At 71.0% G+C, this 17,091-nt stretch carries 16 protein-coding genes; 4 read left to right on the top strand and 12 right to left on the bottom strand.

Annotation, left to right across the window (positions count from 1 at the left end):
* Window positions 1-88: 88 nt before the first annotated feature.
* The 6 genes from ASF94_RS19360 to ASF94_RS19385 are packed head-to-tail and all read right to left on the bottom strand — an operon-like array spanning window position 89 to window position 6,488.
* Window positions 89-808, bottom strand: a complete 720-nt coding sequence (locus ASF94_RS19360) for a DUF4126 domain-containing protein (protein ID WP_056670403.1) — start codon at window positions 806-808, stop codon at window positions 89-91.
* 17 nt (window positions 809-825) lie between these two features.
* Window positions 826-1,614: an enoyl-CoA hydratase/isomerase family protein gene (locus tag ASF94_RS19365; RefSeq protein WP_056670406.1), complete on the bottom strand. Its 789-nt coding sequence runs from the start codon at window positions 1,612-1,614 to the stop codon at window positions 826-828.
* Window positions 1,611-2,129, bottom strand: coding sequence for a DinB family protein (locus ASF94_RS19370; protein WP_056670409.1), 519 nt, complete (start codon window positions 2,127-2,129; stop codon window positions 1,611-1,613). Before ASF94_RS19370 ends, ASF94_RS19365 begins: the two co-directional genes overlap by 4 nt.
* Window positions 2,126-3,100, bottom strand: a complete 975-nt coding sequence (locus tag ASF94_RS19375) for a dienelactone hydrolase family protein (protein ID WP_162244650.1) — start codon at window positions 3,098-3,100, stop codon at window positions 2,126-2,128. The genes ASF94_RS19370 and ASF94_RS19375 overlap by 4 nt, the downstream gene beginning before the upstream one ends.
* A 59-nt stretch (window positions 3,101-3,159) precedes the next feature.
* Window positions 3,160-4,764, bottom strand: coding sequence for a carboxyl transferase domain-containing protein (locus tag ASF94_RS19380; RefSeq protein WP_056670415.1), 1,605 nt, complete (start codon window positions 4,762-4,764; stop codon window positions 3,160-3,162).
* On the bottom strand, window positions 4,761-6,488 hold the full coding sequence (locus tag ASF94_RS19385; protein WP_056670418.1) for an AMP-binding protein: 1,728 nt from the start codon (window positions 6,486-6,488) through the stop codon (window positions 4,761-4,763). Before ASF94_RS19385 ends, ASF94_RS19380 begins: the two co-directional genes overlap by 4 nt.
* Before the next feature lie 146 nt (window positions 6,489-6,634).
* On the opposite strand from ASF94_RS19385, the gene ASF94_RS19390 reads away from it, so the two are divergent.
* On the top strand, window positions 6,635-7,687 hold the full coding sequence (locus ASF94_RS19390) for an AraC family transcriptional regulator (protein ID WP_056670421.1): 1,053 nt from the start codon (window positions 6,635-6,637) through the stop codon (window positions 7,685-7,687).
* Between the two features lie 52 nt (window positions 7,688-7,739).
* Entirely contained in the window at window positions 7,740-8,411 is a 672-nt protein-coding gene (locus tag ASF94_RS19395) for a glutathione S-transferase family protein (RefSeq protein ID WP_056670426.1), read from the top strand.
* Window positions 8,412-8,531: 120 nt separating this feature from the next.
* Here ASF94_RS19395 and ASF94_RS19400 read toward each other — a convergent pair whose 3' ends face one another.
* Both ASF94_RS19400 and ASF94_RS19405 read right to left on the bottom strand, forming a co-directional pair.
* The gene (locus ASF94_RS19400; protein ID WP_056670634.1) at window positions 8,532-9,203 is read right to left on the bottom strand and encodes an HAD family phosphatase; all 672 of its coding nucleotides are present in this window, start codon (window positions 9,201-9,203) and stop codon (window positions 8,532-8,534) included.
* A gap of 153 nt (window positions 9,204-9,356) precedes the next feature.
* On the bottom strand, window positions 9,357-10,403 hold the full coding sequence (locus ASF94_RS19405; RefSeq protein WP_056670429.1) for a hypothetical protein: 1,047 nt from the start codon (window positions 10,401-10,403) through the stop codon (window positions 9,357-9,359).
* A 263-nt stretch (window positions 10,404-10,666) separates the two neighbouring features.
* On the opposite strand from ASF94_RS19405, the gene ASF94_RS19410 reads away from it, so the two are divergent.
* Window positions 10,667-11,368 carry a response regulator transcription factor gene (locus ASF94_RS19410; RefSeq protein WP_056670432.1) on the top strand — a complete coding sequence of 234 codons (702 nt, stop codon included), beginning with the start codon at window positions 10,667-10,669 and terminating at the stop codon, window positions 11,366-11,368.
* A gap of 81 nt (window positions 11,369-11,449) precedes the next feature.
* Here ASF94_RS19410 and ASF94_RS19415 read toward each other — a convergent pair whose 3' ends face one another.
* Together ASF94_RS19415 and ASF94_RS19420 are read right to left on the bottom strand one after the other, a co-directional pair.
* Window positions 11,450-13,426 carry a hybrid sensor histidine kinase/response regulator gene (locus ASF94_RS19415; RefSeq protein WP_235505437.1) on the bottom strand — a complete coding sequence of 659 codons (1,977 nt, stop codon included), beginning with the start codon at window positions 13,424-13,426 and terminating at the stop codon, window positions 11,450-11,452.
* 14 nt (window positions 13,427-13,440) lie between these two features.
* Complete coding sequence (locus ASF94_RS19420) at window positions 13,441-13,875, bottom strand: YchJ family protein (protein ID WP_056670434.1); 435 nt, start codon at window positions 13,873-13,875, stop codon at window positions 13,441-13,443.
* A 263-nt stretch (window positions 13,876-14,138) separates the two neighbouring features.
* On the opposite strand from ASF94_RS19420, the gene ASF94_RS19425 reads away from it, so the two are divergent.
* Window positions 14,139-14,615 carry a DUF421 domain-containing protein gene (locus tag ASF94_RS19425; RefSeq protein ID WP_056670437.1) on the top strand — a complete coding sequence of 159 codons (477 nt, stop codon included), beginning with the start codon at window positions 14,139-14,141 and terminating at the stop codon, window positions 14,613-14,615.
* A gap of 97 nt (window positions 14,616-14,712) precedes the next feature.
* On the opposite strand, the gene ASF94_RS19430 is transcribed toward ASF94_RS19425, so the two are convergent.
* Window positions 14,713-15,843, bottom strand: a complete 1,131-nt coding sequence (locus ASF94_RS19430) for an acyl-CoA dehydrogenase family protein (protein ID WP_056670440.1) — start codon at window positions 15,841-15,843, stop codon at window positions 14,713-14,715.
* A 91-nt stretch (window positions 15,844-15,934) separates the two neighbouring features.
* The gene (locus ASF94_RS19435) at window positions 15,935-17,089 is read right to left on the bottom strand and encodes an acyltransferase (protein WP_056670443.1); all 1,155 of its coding nucleotides are present in this window, start codon (window positions 17,087-17,089) and stop codon (window positions 15,935-15,937) included.
* Window positions 17,090-17,091 lie beyond the last annotated feature (2 nt).

The following is a 17,091-nucleotide window of genomic DNA, read 5'->3' on the forward strand; positions in this document are numbered from 1 at the left end:
GCACGCTGCGCGTGCCAGGCGATGTGCAGAAGCGAACGCTGCGCGGCTGCTTTCGCCGCAGTGGGCGATCAGGATTTTCTTGAACATGTCACGCTACCTTCGCAGGACTGGAGAAAAGAGAAGACACGCGCCGCAGCACGGCGCGCAGAAAACGGAAGAGCACCACCAGCAGCACTGCCGACAGCACCACCATGACCACCAGCGCCCCGCCGAACAGCACCGGGTGTTGCGTGGCCATCCAGACCACGGCCACGACCAGGCCGTCCTCGAACAGCGACAGCAGCCAGTTGGAGAACGGTTCGGGCGAGGTGTTGGCCGCCGCCCGCGTGGTCATCTTGGTGGCCAGCGCGGTGGCCGAGAGCGAGCCGCCCACCAGCCCCGCCGCCACCGCCATGGCGCCGTTGTCCGCGCCGAACACGCCGGCGGCGAGCAGCGCGCCGGCCGGCACGCGGATGAAGGCGTGCACCGCGTCCCAGGCGCTGTCGAGCCAGGGCACCTTGTCGGCGAAGAATTCGACGAACAGCATGAAGCCGCTGGCAAACAGCACCAGCGGGTGCTGCAGCAGCGCGAGGCCTGGCGGCAGCGCCAGCGCGCCGAGCCACCCCATCATGCCGACCAGGAACACCACGGCATACAGCCGGAAGCCGCTGGCCCAGCCGAGCGCGGCGGCCAGCGCCATCAGCCCGGGCAGGTCGAGCGCGCCGGTGGCATGGCGCGCGCCTTCGGCCACGGCCTGGGCCGTGCCGGCATCGACATGCAGGCCGAGCGTGTGCAGCCACTGCACGAAGGAGAGCCAGAGCGCGTCCATGACCGATGCGTCCGCTTTCAGTCCGCCAGCAGCCAGGAAGGCTTGCGCTTGTGGAGGAACGCCTGCACGCCTTCGCGGCCCTGCTCGCTGGCGCGGATGTCGGCGATGCCTTCCACGGTGCGGGCGATGAGCGCATCGTCGATCTCGCGCTCGGCCACCTCGAGCACCAGCCGCTTGCAGGCGCGCACCGCGTGCGGGCTGGCCTGGGTCAGCGCCTTCAGCAGCACATCCACCCGGGAATCGAGCTGGTCGGCGGGCACCACCTCGTGCACGAAGCCGATGCGCAGCGCCTCGGCGGCGTCGAACCGTTCGGCGGTGAGGAAGTAGCGGTGCGCCGCCCGCGCGCCCATGGCACGGATCACATACGGGCTGATGGTCGCGGGGATGAGGCCCAGCTTCACCTCCGACAGGCAGAAGCCCGCCGTCTCCACCGCCACCGCCATGTCGCAGGCCGCCACCAGGCCCATGCCGCCGGCATACACGTCGCCCTGCACACGGGCGATGGTGGGGTGGGGACATTCGTAGATCACGCGCAGCATCTCGGCCAGCAGGGCCGCGTCCGCCAGGTTCTCGGCGCGGGTGTAGTCGGCCATGCGGCGCATCCAGTTCAGGTTGGCGCCGGCGCAGAAGGCCGGGCCTTCGGCCGCCAGCACCACGGCGCGCACGTCCGGCCGCGCACCCACGTCGCAGAAGGCGGCGGTGATCTCGGCGATCACCTCGTCGCTGAAGGCATTGCGGATCTCGGGCTGCGTCAGCGTGATGCGGGCCACTGCCCCCGACTGGGTGATGGTGAGGTTCTGACTCATGGTTGCGACGGGTTCTGCAGGTAGTAGACGAAGTCGAGCTCGGGAAACTTGCTGCCCACGGCCGTCAACGCGGCGGTGATCTGCCCCCGGTGGTGCGTGGCGTGGTTGAACACGTGGGCCAGCGTGGCGGCGAATGGCAGGCAGGCCCGGGTGCCGCGCATCGTGGTGTAGTCCAGCGTGCCCGCCCAGCGGTCGTCGGGCAGGGCTGCGATCAGCGGTTCCCACCGCGCGGCCCCGGCATGCAGGCGCTCGGCGAGCCGCGCCCGGTCGGGCTCCAGCTCCGCGTCCAGCGCGACAACGGGTGAGCTGCCTTCCGCGAACCGGGCGAACCACAGGTGATGCTCCCCCACCAGCAGGTGGTTCAGCGTGCCGTGGATGCTGCGAAAGAAAAGCCCCGCGTCGCGGCGGTACTCGACCTCGGGCAACCGGGCCACGGCGCCCAGCAGGCGAGCCGTGGCCCAGGCGTTGTAGCGGGCCAGCTGGGTGAAATGCGCGAGGAATGGGTGGTGGTTCATGGCTGGGTGCGGGCGCCGAGCGTGCGGCCCCAGAAAGCGTCGAGCGCCGCGAGCGACTCCACCCGCGCCGCCGGGTTGCCGCCCTGGTGGACGCCCTGCGCCGATGTGCCGTTGGGCACGTCCGCGCGCAGCCGCACCGGGTCCGTGCCGTCGAAGCCGTGGTAGCTGTCCGCATACACCTTCAGCGTGACGTCAGTGCCCGGGCGCCGCTGCAGCAGCGCGGCGAAATCGATGCACGGCTGCGCCGGCGTCCAGTCGTCCAGGGCGCCCAGCTGCATCAGCAGGGGCGCAGGCTCCAGTTCAGCCTGGCGGCGCAGCAGCGGGCCGCAGCCGGGGTAGAACAGGGCCACGCCGGCCAGCGGCACATCGCTTGGCGCCGGGTGCAGGCGGCGCTGCTCCAGCAGGTTCAGCGCCGTGGTGGCGCCGTTCGACCAGCCCAGCATGCCGATGCGCTTCGCATCCACGCCGGGTTGCGTCGCCAGCCAGGCGATGGCGGCGCGTGCGTCCTGCGCCCGCACGGCCACGGTGACGTCGCGCGCCCCGTAGCGGGTGCCGCAGAGGGAGCGCAGGCCGCGCGAGCCGAAGCTGTCCGGCAGCAGCACCGAATAGCCCGCCGCATGCAGCCGCGCAGCGGTTTCGCGGTAGCGCTGCGACAGGCGATCGCCCTGGGCATACAACCCGCCGCAGCCGTGCAGCGCGACCACGGCCGGGCGCGGCTCGGCCTGCGGGCCTTCCGCCGGCCACCAGTGGGCGCGCAGGGATTCGCCCGAGGGCAGCGCGATGCGGGCCTGCTGCCACGCCGCTGCGGCGGAGCCGGGCGGCAGGGCGTCGGCAGAAGCCTGGGACCGGACCGGCGCCTGGCATGCGGCGAGCGCCGCGCACAGCAGCCCCGCCGCCCAGAGCCGGCCCCCGCCCAGGCGCACGGCGCCCCGGACGGGCGCGGCCGCAACCGCCGCCGCAGCGGCTGTCACCGCCGCAGCTGCCGTGCGGGCTGTCCGCTGGCGCGCCATGAACATCGCCCTTCCCGCCCTCACATGCGGAACAGGCCGAACTTCGTCTCGCCGATGGGCGCATTGCGCGAGGCGGCCAGCCCCAGCGCCAGCACCCGCCGCGTGTCGGCCGGGTCGATGATGCCGTCGTCCCACAGGCGCGCCGTGGCGTAGTACGGGTGGCCCTGCTCTTCGTACTGCTGGCGGATCGGCGCCTTGAAGCTCTCCTCCTCCTCGGCGCTCCACTGCCCGCCCTTGGCTTCGATGCCGTCGCGGCGCACCGTGGCCAGCACGCTCGCGGCCTGCTCGCCGCCCATCACGCTGATGCGGGCGTTGGGCCACATCCAGAGAAAGCGCGGGCTGTAGGCACGGCCGCACATGCCGTAGTTGCCGGCGCCGAAGCTGCCGCCGATGATGATGGTGAACTTCGGCACGTTGGCCGTGGCCACGGCCGTGACCATCTTGGCGCCGTTGCGCGCGATGCCTTCGTTCTCGTACTTGCGGCCCACCATGAAGCCGGTGATGTTCTGCAAAAAGACCAGCGGAATCTTGCGCTGGCAGCACAGCTCGATGAAGTGCGCGCCCTTCAGGGCCGATTCGGAGAACAGGATGCCGTTGTTGGCGATGATGCCCACCGGCATGCCCTCGATGCGGGCGAAGCCGGTGACCAGGGTGGTGCCGAAGCGGGCCTTGAATTCGTCGAATTCGCTGCCGTCGACGATGCGGGCGATGATCTCGCGCACGTCGAAGGGCTTGCGCGTGTCGGTCGGGATCACGCCATACAGCTCTTCTGCTGCGAATTTGGGAGCTACCGGCGCTTGTATATCAAGCGCTGGAGGCCGTTTTGCATTCAAATTCTTGACAGCCTGGCGCGCCAGGGCCAGCGCATGCAGGTCGTTCTGCGCCAGATGGTCGGCCACGCCGGAGAGGCGCGTGTGCACGTCGCCGCCCCCCAGATCTTCCGCCGTCACTACTTCGCCCGTGGCCGCCTTCACCAGCGGCGGCCCGCCCAGGAAGATGGTGCCCTGGTTCTTGACGATGATGGTTTCGTCGCTCATGGCGGGCACATAGGCGCCGCCGGCCGTGCACGAGCCCATCACCACGGCGATCTGGCCGATGCCCTGGGCGCTCATGTTGGCCTGGTTGTAGAAGATGCGGCCGAAGTGGTCGCGGTCGGGAAAGACCTCGTCCTGGTTGGGCAGGTTGGCGCCGCCCGAATCGACCAGGTAGATGCAGGGCAGGTGGTTCTGCTCGGCGATCTCCTGGGCGCGCAGGTGCTTCTTGACGGTGAGCGGGTAGTAGGTGCCGCCCTTCACCGTGGCGTCGTTGCAGACGATCATGCAGTCGACGCCGGCCACGCGGCCGATGCCGGCGATCAGGCCCGCGCCCGGCGCGTCGTTGCCGTACATGTTCAGCGCGGCCAGCGGGGCGAGCTCTAGGAACGGTGTGCCGGGGTCGAGCAGGCGGTCCACCCGCTCGCGCGGCAGCAGCTTGCCGCGTCCGGTGTGCTTGGCGCGGGCCGCCTCGCCGCCGCCCTGGGCGACGCGGGCCACCTGGGCGCGCAGGTCGTCGACCACGTTACGCATCGCGGCGGCATTGGCCTGGAAGTCCGCCGAACGCGGGTTGAGTCGGGATTCGAGAATCATGCTGTGGTGCTTTCCTGCAGGCCGAGCTCGCCCTTCATGGCGTCGCGGATCTTGAATTTCTGGATCTTGCCGGTCACCGTCATCGGGAACGAGGTGACGAAGCGGATGTAGCGCGGCACCTTGTAGTGCGCGATCTGCCCCTTGCAGAAGGCGCGGATGTCGTCCTCGGTGGGCTGCGCGCCGGGCTTGGCGATGACCCAGGCGCACAGCTCCTCGCCGTATTTCGCGTCGGGCACGCCCACCACCTGCACGTCCTGCACCTGCGGATGGCGGTAGAGGAATTCCTCGATCTCGCGGGGGTACACGTTCTCGCCGCCACGGATCACCATGTCCTTGATGCGGCCGACGATGTTGACGTAGCCCTCGGCGTCCATGGTGGCCAGGTCGCCGGTGTGCATCCAGCCCTCGGCGTCGATGGATTCGCGCGTCTTCGCCTCATCGCCCCAGTAGCCGTGCATGACCGAGTAGCCGCGCGTGCACAGCTCGCCCGACTGCCCGCGCGGCACGATCTGCCCGCTGTCGGGATGGATGATCTTCACTTCCAGGTGCGGCTGCACCGTGCCCACGGTGGAGACGCGCTTTTCCAGGGGCGTCTCGGTGCTGCTCTGGCAGCTGACGGGGCTGGTTTCGGTCATGCCGTAGGCGATGGTGATCTGCTCCAGGTGCATGTCCCGCACCACCCGCTTCATCACCTCGGTGGGGCAGGGCGAGCCGGCCATGATGCCGGTGCGCAGCGTGGACAAGTCGAACTCGGCGAAGCGCGGATGGTCCAGCTCGGCGATGAACATGGTCGGCACGCCGTGCAGGCCGGTGCAGCGCTCGGCCTGCACCGCTTCCAGCACCTTGAGGGGGTCGAAGCCGTCGCTGGGGTAGACGATGGCCGCGCCGTGCGTGAGGCAGGCCAGGTTGCCCAGCACCATGCCGAAGCAGTGGTAGAGCGGCACGGGAATGCACAGGCGGTCCTCCGGGCCGAGCCGCATGCATTCGCCGATGAACAGGCCGTTGTTCAGGATGTTGCGGTGCGTGAGCGTGGCGCCCTTGGGGAATCCCGTGGTGCCGCTGGTGAACTGGATGTTGATCGGGTCGGTGTTCTTCAGGCCGGCGGCCACGGCGTCGATGCGCGCGTCCTGCGCATCCCCCTGGGCCATCAGCTGCGAGAAGCGCAGCAGGCCCGGCTCGTCGGCGCCCTGCCCGGCCTCGTCGATCCAGACCACCGTCTGCAGCTGCGGCAGGCGCGCGGACTGCAGGCGGCCGGGCGCGGCGGACGCCAGCTCGGGCGCCAGTTCGCGCAGCATGCCCAGGTAGTCGCTGGTCTTGAATCGCGCCATGGTCACCAGCGCCTTGCAGCCGACCTTGTTGAGCGCGTATTCGACCTCGGCCGTGCGGTAGGCGGGGTTGATGTTGACCAGCACCAGCCCGACCTGCGCCGTGGCCAGCTGCATCAGCAGCCATTCGGCGTTGTTGTGCGACCAGATGCCGATGCGGTCGCCCGGCGCGAGCCCCAGGCCCAGCAGCGCGCTGGCCAGCCGGCGCACTTCGGTCTGGAGTTCGCCGTAGGTGTAGCGCAGTTGCTGGTGCACGCTGACCAGGGCCAGCCGGTCCGGGCCCTGGCGCACCATGCCGTCGAAGAAGGCACCCAGGGTCTGCTCGATCAGTGGCGTGCCGGTGGCGCCGCGGTCGTAGGACAGACCGTCTGCCACCGCAGAAGCGAGAGAGGCTTGCATGTCGTTGTGTCTCCTGTCGGTGCGGCCCGAACGCCGTGGGACGGCGATCTGCCGGCACCCGTCAAAGCCGCAGCATACGCCCGCCCGGCGACAGGATGGGGTCAGCCAGGTTGCATTTCGTGCCACGGGACTTCACACTGGCGGCCATGACCGTCCCCGCCTCCGCCGCCCGCGACCTGCCGCCGCTGGCCGTCGCCGCCACGCCCGGCGCTTATGTGGCGGCCATCGTGCAGGCCTATCGCCAACGCGGATTGGACCCGGCGCCGGTGCTGCAACGGGCACAAATCGCGCCAGCGCAGTGGCAAGCCCCAGCGCCTGCCCGCATCACCGCCTGGCAGATGGAGGCGCTCTCCGACGGCGCCATGCGCGAGCTGGACGACGAGGCGCTGGGCTGGTTCAGCCGGCGCCTGCCCTGGGGCAGCTACGGCATGCTGGCGCGGGCGTCGATCAGCTCGCCCACGCTGGGGCTGGCGCTGCGCCGCTGGTGCCGCCACCATGCCCTGCTGACGGACGACATCGCGCTGGACCTGACCGAGGAAGGCGGCGCGGCCTGCGTCCGGCTCACCGAGCACCGCGAGCTGGGCGCCCTGCGCGAGTTCTGCCTCGTCTCGGTGCTGCGCAACCTGCACGGCGTGGCCTGCTGGTTCATCGACTCGCGCCTGCCGCTGCAGGGCGCGCAGTTTCCCTATCCGCCACCCGCGCATGCCGACGCCTATGCCGTCATGTTCCCCGGCCCCGCCACGTTCGGCGCGCCGGTGGCGGCGATCCGCTTCGACGCGCGCTACCTGGCCCTGCCGCTGACGCGCGACGAGGCGGCCCTGCGCGTGATGCTGCAACGCGCCCTGCCGCTCACCGTGCTGCAGTACCGCCGTGACCGGCTGCTGGTGCAGCGGGTGCGCCAGACGCTGGCCGCCGACCCCGCCGCCGGCCACAGCGCGGAGGCGCTGGCCGCGAAGCTGCACCTGTCGGCCCGCACGCTGCACCGGCAGCTGAAGGAGGAAGGCGCCTCGCTGCAGGCGCTGAAGGACGAAGTGCGGCGGGCGCGGGCGGTGGAGCTGCTGCAGCGCACGGAGCGGCCGGTGAAACAGGTGGCGCAGGCGGCGGGCTTTGTCAACGAAAAGAGCTTCATCCGCGCCTTCCGCGGCTGGACGGGCAGCGCGCCGGCCGAATTCCGACGCCGATCGCGCCTGCCGCCCTGATGTGCACCCCCGGTGGCAGGCTTTATGTCTTCCATGGGCGCACGCTGCCGGCATGACGATCACCCTCTACCACTGCGTGAGCGCCCGCTCGCTGCGGCCGCTCTGGATGCTGGAGGAACTGCAGCTGCCCTACCGCCTGCAGATGCTGCCGTTCCCGCCACGCGCGCTGGCGCGCGACTTCCTGCAGCACAACCCGCTGGGCACCGTGCCCCTGCTGGTGGATGGCGACACCCGCATGACCGAGTCCGCAGCGATGTGCCAGTACCTGGCGGCCCGGCACCCCGATGCGGGGCTGGACGTGGCCGCCGCCGATCCGGCCTACGGCAGCTACCTGAACTGGCTGCACCTGGGCGAAGCCACCCTCACCTTCCCGCAGACGCTGCTGCTGCGCTACGGGCGCTTCGAGCCGCCGGAGCGGCGCCAGCCGCAGGTGGTGGCCGACTACGCAAAGTGGTTCCTGGCCCGGCTGCGTGCCGTGGAGGCTCACGTCGCCAGCTCGCCCTGGCTCTGCGCAGGCCGCTTCACGGCGGCGGATGTGTCGGTGGGCTACGCGCTGCTTTTGTCCACCCATCTGGGGCTGGAGCCGGAATGGGGCGCCGCGACCCGGGCTTACTGGCAGCGCCTGCAGCGCCGCCCCGGCTACCAGCGCGCGCTGGCCGCGCAGCAGGCGGCGGCGCAGGCGCAGGGCGTGCCGACCCGCCCGTCGCCCGACACCGCGCCTTGAGCAGCCGGCCAGGCCAGGGGCCAGGGTCCAGGTCCAGGCCCAGCCACGCACCCATTCGCTGGGTGCTATTATTTTTATAGCTACAAACGCTTATATATCAAGCGCCCGAGGCACTTTTCATCAAAAACCCGCGGACAGCAGCCCCGGCAGTTCGGCCATGTCGTCCATCACGTGCCGGGCGCCGGCGGCCCGCAGCGCCGCGCTGGAATCGTGCCCGTGGGCCGAGGGGCTGTAGCCGACGACCGTGGCGCCCGCCGCCACGCCGGCCGTGACGCCGGTGGCGGAGTCCTCCACCACCAGGCAGCGGGCGGGGCCCACGCCGAGGGCGGCGGCCGCTGCCAGGTAGACGTCGGGCGCCGGCTTGGTGCGCGGCATTTCGTGGCCGCTGAACACCCGGCCTTCGAAGAACCGTGCCAGGCCGGTCTTGGCCAGTTGCAGTTCCACCTTGGCCCGGTCGGCGCCCGACGCGCAGGCGATGCGGCCCTGCAGCAGTCCATGCACGGCCGCCACGGCCTGCTCGGCATGGGCGATGGCCTGCAGCTCGGCCTGCAGCGCCTCGTTGCGGCGGGCGTAGAAACGCTCCATCCAGGCGTCGGTCAGCGGCTGGCCGGTCTCGGCCTCGATGCGGGCGGCTTCCGAGCGCACGGCCTTGCCCAGGAAGATGTGCATGCATTCCGGGAGCGTCATCACCCAGCCCGACTCGGCCAGCTGGTCGCGCAGCACGCGGTGGGTGATGGGCTCACTGTCCACCAGCACACCATCGCAATCGAACAACACCGCATCAAAGGCCAGCATGAAGACAACTCTTTCTTGAGGAAAGGAGGAAAGGAGGAAGGAAGGACAGCGGCAGGCCAGGGCGCGGGACGCCGAAGGCGCCATCGCCATGGAAAAAGGCGCCCGGGGGCGCCTTTTCTTGCACAGGGGGGAGTATGCCTCGCCCTTCGGTCACGGGAAGGTGATGCCCGCCAGCGGATTGCGCAGGTTGGCCGCGTTGCGCACCGACAGGGTCACCTGCTCGCCGTTGGCACCGACCAGATCGCTGAAGAAGAAGTAGCCCTGGGCCGCGCGGTCGTTCATGGCGGCCGTCAGCTGCGCGATGGAGGCCTGCGGCGTGGCGGCGCGCACGTCGTATTCCACGGCGCCGTTCTGCGCCGAGCTGCGCTCGAACACCTGCGCCGATGCGTTGCCCTGGATCACGAACGCCCCGAGGAACAGCTGCCCCTGTGCGCCCTGGGTGTCCAGGCGCTGGCGCAGCGCATCGGTGGTGCCCACGCCCGAGGGGCCGTCGCCGTCGATCACCGTGTAGCTGTAGGTGGTCGCCGAGGAATCCTTCATGTAGAGATTGAAGCTGTCGGCTCCGGCCATCAGCGGGCCCACCAGCCGATAGCCGCGTGCGCCCTGCGCGTTCAGCTGGCTCTGCAAGGCGTCGCGGCTCAGGCCGCCCGAGATGGGCTGCTTTTCATACGAGAACGTGGTGCTGCGCGATGCGTCGCGCACGGTGAGCGCGGACGGGCTGGAGCCGCCGCCCGTCAGCACCGGCGCCTTGAAGGCGAAGCCGCGCGCGCCCTGCGCGTTGAGCTGAGCCAACAGCGCGTCGCCCGAGCCCGGCTGTGCCAGGGTTTCGTATTCCAGGCGCGACCCGCCGTGGGCAGTGTCGCTCACATAGAAGTCGCCCTGCTCGGTGCTGGTGGCGCCCGTGTTGGTGGCCAGGGTGGCGAGGAAGGCGAAGCCGCGCGCGCCCTGCGCATTCAGTGCGGCGAGGGTGGCTGCCCCCGCGGCGGCGGGCGCCTGGCTGATGTATTGGCCGGTGACGGCAGCGGGCGCGGGCGCCGGCGCGGGGGCCGGTGCGGGAGTGGGGGCAGGCGCGGGGGCAGGGGTCGGTGCCGGCGCAGGGGCGGAGGAGTCGCCGCCTCCACCACCGCCGCCGCAGGCAGCCAGCGAAGCCAGCAGCGCGAGGGTGGCGGTGCGGCGGGTGAAATCCAGGGGGGTCATAGGCAGGGATCCATCGAACGAAGAAGCGGAATGATCGAAAGCGATGCGGTCCTGGCGAGCTGCCGTGGCAGGCCGAGGTCAAGGGGCGTGCAGCCCCGTCGCGCCGCAATCGATGGGCGAGCCCGAATTTCAGTACAGTCCACGCTTTCGCCTCACCCCCCCGCCTTCGGGTATTTGTTACGCGCTGCGCGACAACGGGCCGGGGCGCGGCGCGCTCCCGACGGGCGGCGCGCCGGGTTTCCCCCTTCCACGACTGGCCCGAATTGACCCCTTCCGACACTGTTTCCGCGCCGTTCCCCGAGCGCTACGCACTGGTGGTGGACGACCATCCGCTGGTCGCTCGCGGCATGAGCGAATTCCTCCGGCTGCACCCCGGCCTGGAGGACGCGGTGTGCGTTAGCACCACGCAGGACGCCTTGCGCACGGTGGCGGCCCGGGGTGCGCCCGCGCTGGCGCTGGTGGACTTCTGGCTGGCCGATGGCGTCACCACGCATTTCATCCGCGACCTGCTGGCGCTGGCGCCGCAGACCCGCGTGCTGATGGTGAGCGGCGACAGCCACCCCGCCCTGCGCGCCAAGGCGCAGGGCAGCGGCGCGCATGGCTTCGTTCACAAGCAGCAGGAGCCTGCGGTGTTCGCCGCCGCGGCCACGGCGCTGCTGCGCGGCGGCACCTGGTTCGAAGCGGCGCCGGCCGCGGCAGGCGACACGGCTGCGCCGCCCGCACGCGCGGTGCCGATCACGCCGGCGGAGCTGGGCCTGACGCCCCGGCAGGGACAGATCCTGGCGCTGGTGCTGGAAGGCCAGCCCAACAAGCACATCGCGGGCCGCCTGAACCTGTCGGAGCACACGGTGAAGGAGCACGTCACCGCCATTCTCGGCAAGCTGGGCGTGCGCAACCGCGTCGAGGCCATCACGCGGTTGCGCGGCGTGCAACTGGAGCCGGGCGACGAAGCCCGCCTGCGCTGACCGGGCGTTCCGGCCGCCTGGCGACCCGGGATGCGACGCGGGGTGCGACCCGGGATGCGACCAGGGCCGCGCTACACCTTCTTACCCATGATTCCCGGGCGCCGCCCTGTGCCCACCCGGCAGCCAGCGCGCCAGCAGCGCGTGCAGCACGTCGGGCTCGAGCGGTTTGCGCAGCACCAGATACCCGTCGTCTTCGGCCTGCAGCAGCGCGGGCGAGGCGTGCTCGCCCGTGAGCATGGCCCCGTGCGTATGCCCGCAGCGCGCCTGCAGGGCCTGCAGCACGGCCAGGCCGCTCTGCCCCGCGCCGAGGCGCTGGTCGCACAAAATGGCATCGGGCAGCCAGCCGGTGTCGATCAGCGCCAGCGCCTGCGCGCCGCCCGCCGCCACCTGCACCTCCACGCCCCACGACTCCAGCAACTGGCGCAGGGCGGACTGCACCTGCGGGTCGTCGTCCACCAGCAGGCAGCTGCCGGCAAGCCGCGCCCCTCGCCCGGCGGATGCGCCCGCACCGCCAGCCTCGCCCAGTCGCTCGGCAGGCCCGGGGGCCGGCACTGCGGCGGGCAGCTGCAGCCAGAAGCAGGACCCCCGCTGGGGTGTGGACTCGAATCCGTAGGTGGCGCCGGTGAGGCGGGCGCAGCGCGCCACCACGGCCAGGCCCAGCCCGTGGCCTTCGAGGCCGCCCCCCGCCCGGTCGCCCGCGGCCTGCGCGCCATGCTGCACGCCTGCCTCGCCCCGCGCATACGGCGCATAGATGCGGTCGCGGTCCTGCGGGCTGACGCCGCTGCCGGTGTCCCACACTTCCACGCGCCACTCTCCGCCGCGCCGCCGCGCGCCCAGCAGCAGGCCGCCCGACCGCGTGTAGCGCAGCGCGTTCTGCGCCAGGTTGAATACCATCTGCCGCAGCAGCGCAGGGTCGGCCCGCACCCAGGCCGGACTGCGCCGCGGCAGGAAGATCGCCAGCCGGAGGCCGCGCTGCGTGGCCTCGGGCCGGAACACGGTGGCCACGTCCTCGAACACGGCCGCCAGCGGCACGTCGCTCTGGCGGGCGGCGAATTCACCCGACTCCAGCCGCGACAGGTCCAGCAGCGCGTTGAACATGAAGTTGAGCGAGCGCACGCAGTCGCGCACGTCGTGCAGCACCGGGGCCAGTTGCGCGTCGGCATTGCGCTGCAGGGCGGTCTGCACCAGCAGGCCCATGGCGTGCAGCGGCTGGCGCAGGTCATGGCTGGTGGTGGAGATGAAGCGGTTGCGCTCGGCCAGCGCGCGCTCGGCCTGCTCCTTGGCGAGCCGGTAGCGTTCGGCCAGCCGCAGGCGCTGGCGCTCCTGGTCGATCTGCTGCTCGACCAGCCGGCGCCCGCCCCAGGCGTGCCGCACGATCACGGCGCCATAGAGCAGCGTGAGCGGCAGCAGATACATCCAGCGCAGGGGAAAGGCCCAGTACACCGCCGCCACCATGGGCAGGTAGATGCCGCCGAAGAAGCGCCAGAAGATGCCAGGCAGCGGCGCCAGGAAGGTGGCGCTGGAGGCCAGCACCGCGCACAGCACCATGTAGAGAAAGAGCCGGAATTCGGTGCTGCCGCCCTGCACCGCCACGACCAGCGGCATGGCCCAGCACAGGCCCGCGACCAGCGCGGCGCGGCGGTAGAGGCGCTGCCAGTGCGCCACGGCGGGCGCATCCACCAGCGGCCGCCGCTGCCGCAGGTCGTGCCGCAGCCAGGCCAGGCCCAGGGTCACCGCGACGAAGCCGGCCCACCACACCCAGAGCCAGCGGTAGCCCGGAGCGTTGCCGTACATCCAGCACAGCACGCCGGGGATGACCAGCACCGCCATCTCGGTGGAGCCCCGCTCGGACAGCGACAGCAGCAGGCGCCGCTGCATGGCCAGATCGAGCCGGTCGCCGCCGCCCGGCGCAGCCGGGGAGCCGCGTCCTGGGCTGTCCGGCAGGCTGTCGGCTTCAGCGCCCGACGCCGCGGGGTCGCCCCACATCGACGCCGACCATTCCGAGGGCCGGGTGTCGTCGTCTTCCCGGCTGGGCCGGTGGCGCAGGGTCTTCCGCACGGCTCGGCCGACGTTCAGCGCAGGTCGCCGTCCACGTAGAACCAGCGGCCTTCGGCGCGCACGAACCGGCTGGTTTCGTGCAGCCGGTGCGCGCGGCCCCCGGCGTCGCGCTGGCGGGCGACGAATTCGACCTCTGCGCGGTCCCCGCCCGTGCTGCGATGGGCCCGCACCTCCAGCCCCAGCCAGCGGGTGCCGGGGTCGAATTCGATCGACGCCGGCCGCTGCGCGGGCGCCCAGGTGGCCCGCAGGTACGCGGCGTCCTCGCGCACGAAAGCGGTGTAGCGCGAGCGCATCAGGCTTTCCGCGTCCGGCGCAGGGCATGTGCTGAAGTGGTCCAGGTACCGCCCGCAGCAGCCGGCATACGCCAGCGGTGCGCGGTCACGCGCACGGCCCTCGGCGCTGGCGGCCAGGCGGCCGCAGGGACAGGAAGCGTGGGGGTCGAAAGGCATGGCAGGGGGCAGGAGGCGGAAGGCGGAAGGCGGAAGGCGGATGGGTAGGGGGGAGTGGCGGGCGGCGGTGGCCCGGCCCAGGCCGGCATTCTTGCAGACGCTCCCTCCACGGGCCGCGAGGGGGCTGCCTGCTGCAGCCCTGCACGCCGCCATCGGCTGACAGACGCGGCGCCTGCGTTGCTGCCATCATGGCGCTGCCCGGCCGCAGCGCCCGCCGGGCCATGCCCCGGGGTCGTGCCCTACCCCGCCAGGAGAGTGATGCGATGCTGGAGATGAGCGTGCCGTGGTGGGAATTCATTGTGCGGGGCATCGTGGTCTATGCCTTTCTGCTCGTCTTCCTGCGCCTGACCGGGCGGCGGCAGACGGGGCAGTTCGCGCCCTTCGACCTGGTGCTGCTGCTGGTGCTGTCGAACGCCGTGCAGAACTCGATGAATGCGGGCGACAACTCGCTCGTCGGCGGCCTGATCTCGGCCGCGACGCTGCTGATGTGCCACGTGCTGCTGGCCCATGTGACCTACCGCTTCCCCAAGCTGGCGCTGCTGGTGGACGGGCAGCCCAAGGAGCTGGTCTGGCAGGGCCGGGTGAACGAGGCGCTGATGCGCCAGCAGCTGCTGTCGCCGGACGACCTGGCCGCCGCCCTGCGCGCGGGCGGCTGCCGTCACCTGCACGAGGTGGAGAGCGCCACGCTGGAGGTCAACGGGCAGATCACCGTGGTGCTGCGCAAGCGGGATTCCGAATAGCAGCGCGGGGCGGGCGATTCAAAGCCAAATCGGCCCGCAGCGCTTGATTCGCTTGTCTACAATGCTATAAAAAAAATAGCAATCAGGTCAAATCAGGTCAGGCCAGCGCCCGCTGGATGATGATCTTCTGCACGTCGCTCGTGCCCTCGTAGATCTGGCAGACCCGCACATCGCGGTAGATGCGCTCCACGGGAAAGTCGTTCACCACGCCGTAGCCACCCAGCGTCTGGATGGCCGCGCTGCAGACGCGCTCGGCCATTTCGCTGGCGAAGAGCTTGGCCATGGCGGCTTCCTTCAGGCAGGGCCGGCCGGCATCGCGCAGGGCGGCCGCGTGCCAGATGAGCTGGCGCGCCGCCTCGATCTGCGTGGCGCAGTCGGCCAGCCGGAAGCCCACCGCCTGGTGGTTGAAGATGGGGGTGCCGAAGCTCTCGCGCTCCTTCGAATAGGCCAGCGCCGCCTCGAACGCGCTGCGCGCCATGCCCACGCTCTGCGCGGCGATGCCGATGCGCCCGCCCTCCAGCGCACCCAGGGCGATCTTGTAGCCCTCGCCCTCGGCGCCGATCAGGTGGTCGGCCGGGATGCGGCAGTTGTCGAAGTTGATCTGCGCCGTGTCGCTGCTGTGCTGGCCCAGCTTGTCCTCCAGCCGCGCGACCACGTAGCCGGGGGTGCTGGTGGGCACGATGAAGGCGCTCATGCCCTTCTTGCCGGCGGCCTTGTCGGTCACGGCGATGACGAGGGCGACCTGGCCGTTCTTGCCGCTGGTGATGAACTGCTTGACGCCGTTCAATACGTATTCGTCGCCCTGCTTCACGGCCGTGGTCCGCAGCGCGGAGGCGTCCGAGCCCACATGCGGCTCGGTCAGGCAGAAGGCGCCCAGCATCTCGCCACGCGCCAGCGGCGTGAGCCAGTCGCGCTTTTGCTGCGCATTGCCGTAGCGCATCAGGATGGCGTTGACGGGGCAGTTGGTCACGCTGATGGCGGTGCTGGTGCCGCCGTCGCCCGCCGCGATCTCTTCGAGCACCAGCGCCAGCGTCACGTAGTCGAGCGCGGCGCCGCCGAATTCCTCGGGCACGCAGATGCCGTAGGCGCCCAGCGCGGCCAGGCCCTGGTGGGCGTCCTTCGGGAAGTGGTGCTCCCGGTCCCAGCGCGCGGCATGGGGCCAGAGTTCTTCCTGTGCGAAGGCGCGCACGGCGTCACGGATCATTTCCTGGTCTTGGGTCAGCAGCATGGTGTGGTCTCGGTGTTGTCTTGGTGGTGGGGAATGGAGGGTTGTCGGGAGGGGGGCACGGAGGCGGCAGCAGACGGGCTGGGCAGCCCGCTCAGCAGGCAGCGCGCCGAGCCGGGCCGGCACGGGCGCTCGCCAGCCGCGCCACCAGCCGGCGGCCCAGGCGGATGCCGGGCTTTTCCACGCAGAACCACGAAAAGGCGGCCATGGCCAGCGTCAGTACCAGGGACGCTGCCAGGCACGCGGAAAGGCTCCAGCCCCGGCTCAGGCTGATCTGGGTCACGGCCTGCTGGATCGGGAAGGCGTAGATGTAGACACCGTAGGACAGGTCTTCATGCGGCCAGCCGGACGCGCGCGATGCACCCGCATGCGCCGCCCAGAACACGCCGCTGGCGACCAGGGTCCACACGCCGATCTGCACGCTCCAGCGCGCCTGCCCGGCCCAGGCCAGCACCAGTCCCGCGCAGGCCAGCGCCGCCAGCCAGGCGCCGGGGCGCACGCGGCAGGCCGCGAAGCTGCTGCCCAGCAGGAACATGACGCCGAATGCCGACACGTCGACCACGTTGAACAGCTCGCCCAGCCCGGCCGGAAGCCACGTCAGCGACGCGAACGGGGCCTTCGGCGTGTCGCTGAAGCCACGCGCCCACATCCACAGGGCGGCCATCGCGGCGGCGCCGGCGGGGTAGGCCCAGCGGCGCCCCGTCCAGCCGGCCCAGCCGGCCGCCGACAGCAGCAGATACATCAGCAGCTCATAGCGGATGGTCCACAGCGACCCGTTGACGGACCGCGCAAAAGGGTTGGACTCGAACACCCCCGGCAAGGCGTTGGCCGTCGCCAGCGCGGCCGCGTTGTTCGCCAGATAGACCCAGGTGGCGGGTTCGGCCCAATACCGGCCGCTGCTCCAGGTCGTCATGAGCCAGCCCACCACGGCCACCGAGAAGATGACCGCCGCGACCAGGCCGGGAAAGATGCGTGCGATGCGCTTGATCCAGAAGCCGGCCCAACGCGGCTCGCGGTGCCAGCTCTGGCACACGAGGTAGCCGCTGATGAAGAAAAAGCAGTACACCGCCAGCGAGCCAAGGGTGTGGCCCGCGAATGGAACGGGCAGCGTCAGGCGGTAGAAATATTCCCCATGCGACAGCAGCACCGCGACGGCGGCCATCAGCCGCAGCAGGTTGAAGTGGTTGCCGCCGTGCGAAGTGGGGGCGAAGCCCGCGGGGTCACGCGGGCTGCCTGGCGGGGTCGCCATGC

The sequence above is a fragment of the Acidovorax sp. Leaf160 genome, assembly GCF_001424265.1.
Taxonomy (GTDB): domain Bacteria; phylum Pseudomonadota; class Gammaproteobacteria; order Burkholderiales; family Burkholderiaceae_C; genus Paracidovorax.

Coding starts and splice junctions, on each gene's coding strand:
- ASF94_RS19430 (WP_056670440.1), bottom strand. CDS start 15,843: ATGCTGCTGACCCAAGACCAGGAAATGATCCGTGACGCCGTGCGCGCC.
- ASF94_RS19370 (WP_056670409.1), bottom strand. CDS start 2,129: ATGAACCACCACCCATTCCTCGCGCATTTCACCCAGCTGGCCCGCTAC.
- ASF94_RS19420 (WP_056670434.1), bottom strand. CDS start 13,875: ATGCCTTTCGACCCCCACGCTTCCTGTCCCTGCGGCCGCCTGGCCGCC.
- ASF94_RS19435 (WP_056670443.1), bottom strand. CDS start 17,089: ATGGCGACCCCGCCAGGCAGCCCGCGTGACCCCGCGGGCTTCGCCCCC.
- ASF94_RS19385 (WP_056670418.1), bottom strand. CDS start 6,488: ATGCAAGCCTCTCTCGCTTCTGCGGTGGCAGACGGTCTGTCCTACGAC.
- ASF94_RS19425 (WP_056670437.1), top strand. CDS start 14,139: ATGCTGGAGATGAGCGTGCCGTGGTGGGAATTCATTGTGCGGGGCATC.
- ASF94_RS19360 (WP_056670403.1), bottom strand. CDS start 808: ATGGACGCGCTCTGGCTCTCCTTCGTGCAGTGGCTGCACACGCTCGGC.
- ASF94_RS19365 (WP_056670406.1), bottom strand. CDS start 1,614: ATGAGTCAGAACCTCACCATCACCCAGTCGGGGGCAGTGGCCCGCATC.
- ASF94_RS19390 (WP_056670421.1), top strand. CDS start 6,635: ATGACCGTCCCCGCCTCCGCCGCCCGCGACCTGCCGCCGCTGGCCGTC.
- ASF94_RS19395 (WP_056670426.1), top strand. CDS start 7,740: ATGACGATCACCCTCTACCACTGCGTGAGCGCCCGCTCGCTGCGGCCG.
- ASF94_RS19380 (WP_056670415.1), bottom strand. CDS start 4,764: ATGATTCTCGAATCCCGACTCAACCCGCGTTCGGCGGACTTCCAGGCC.
- ASF94_RS19405 (WP_056670429.1), bottom strand. CDS start 10,403: ATGACCCCCCTGGATTTCACCCGCCGCACCGCCACCCTCGCGCTGCTG.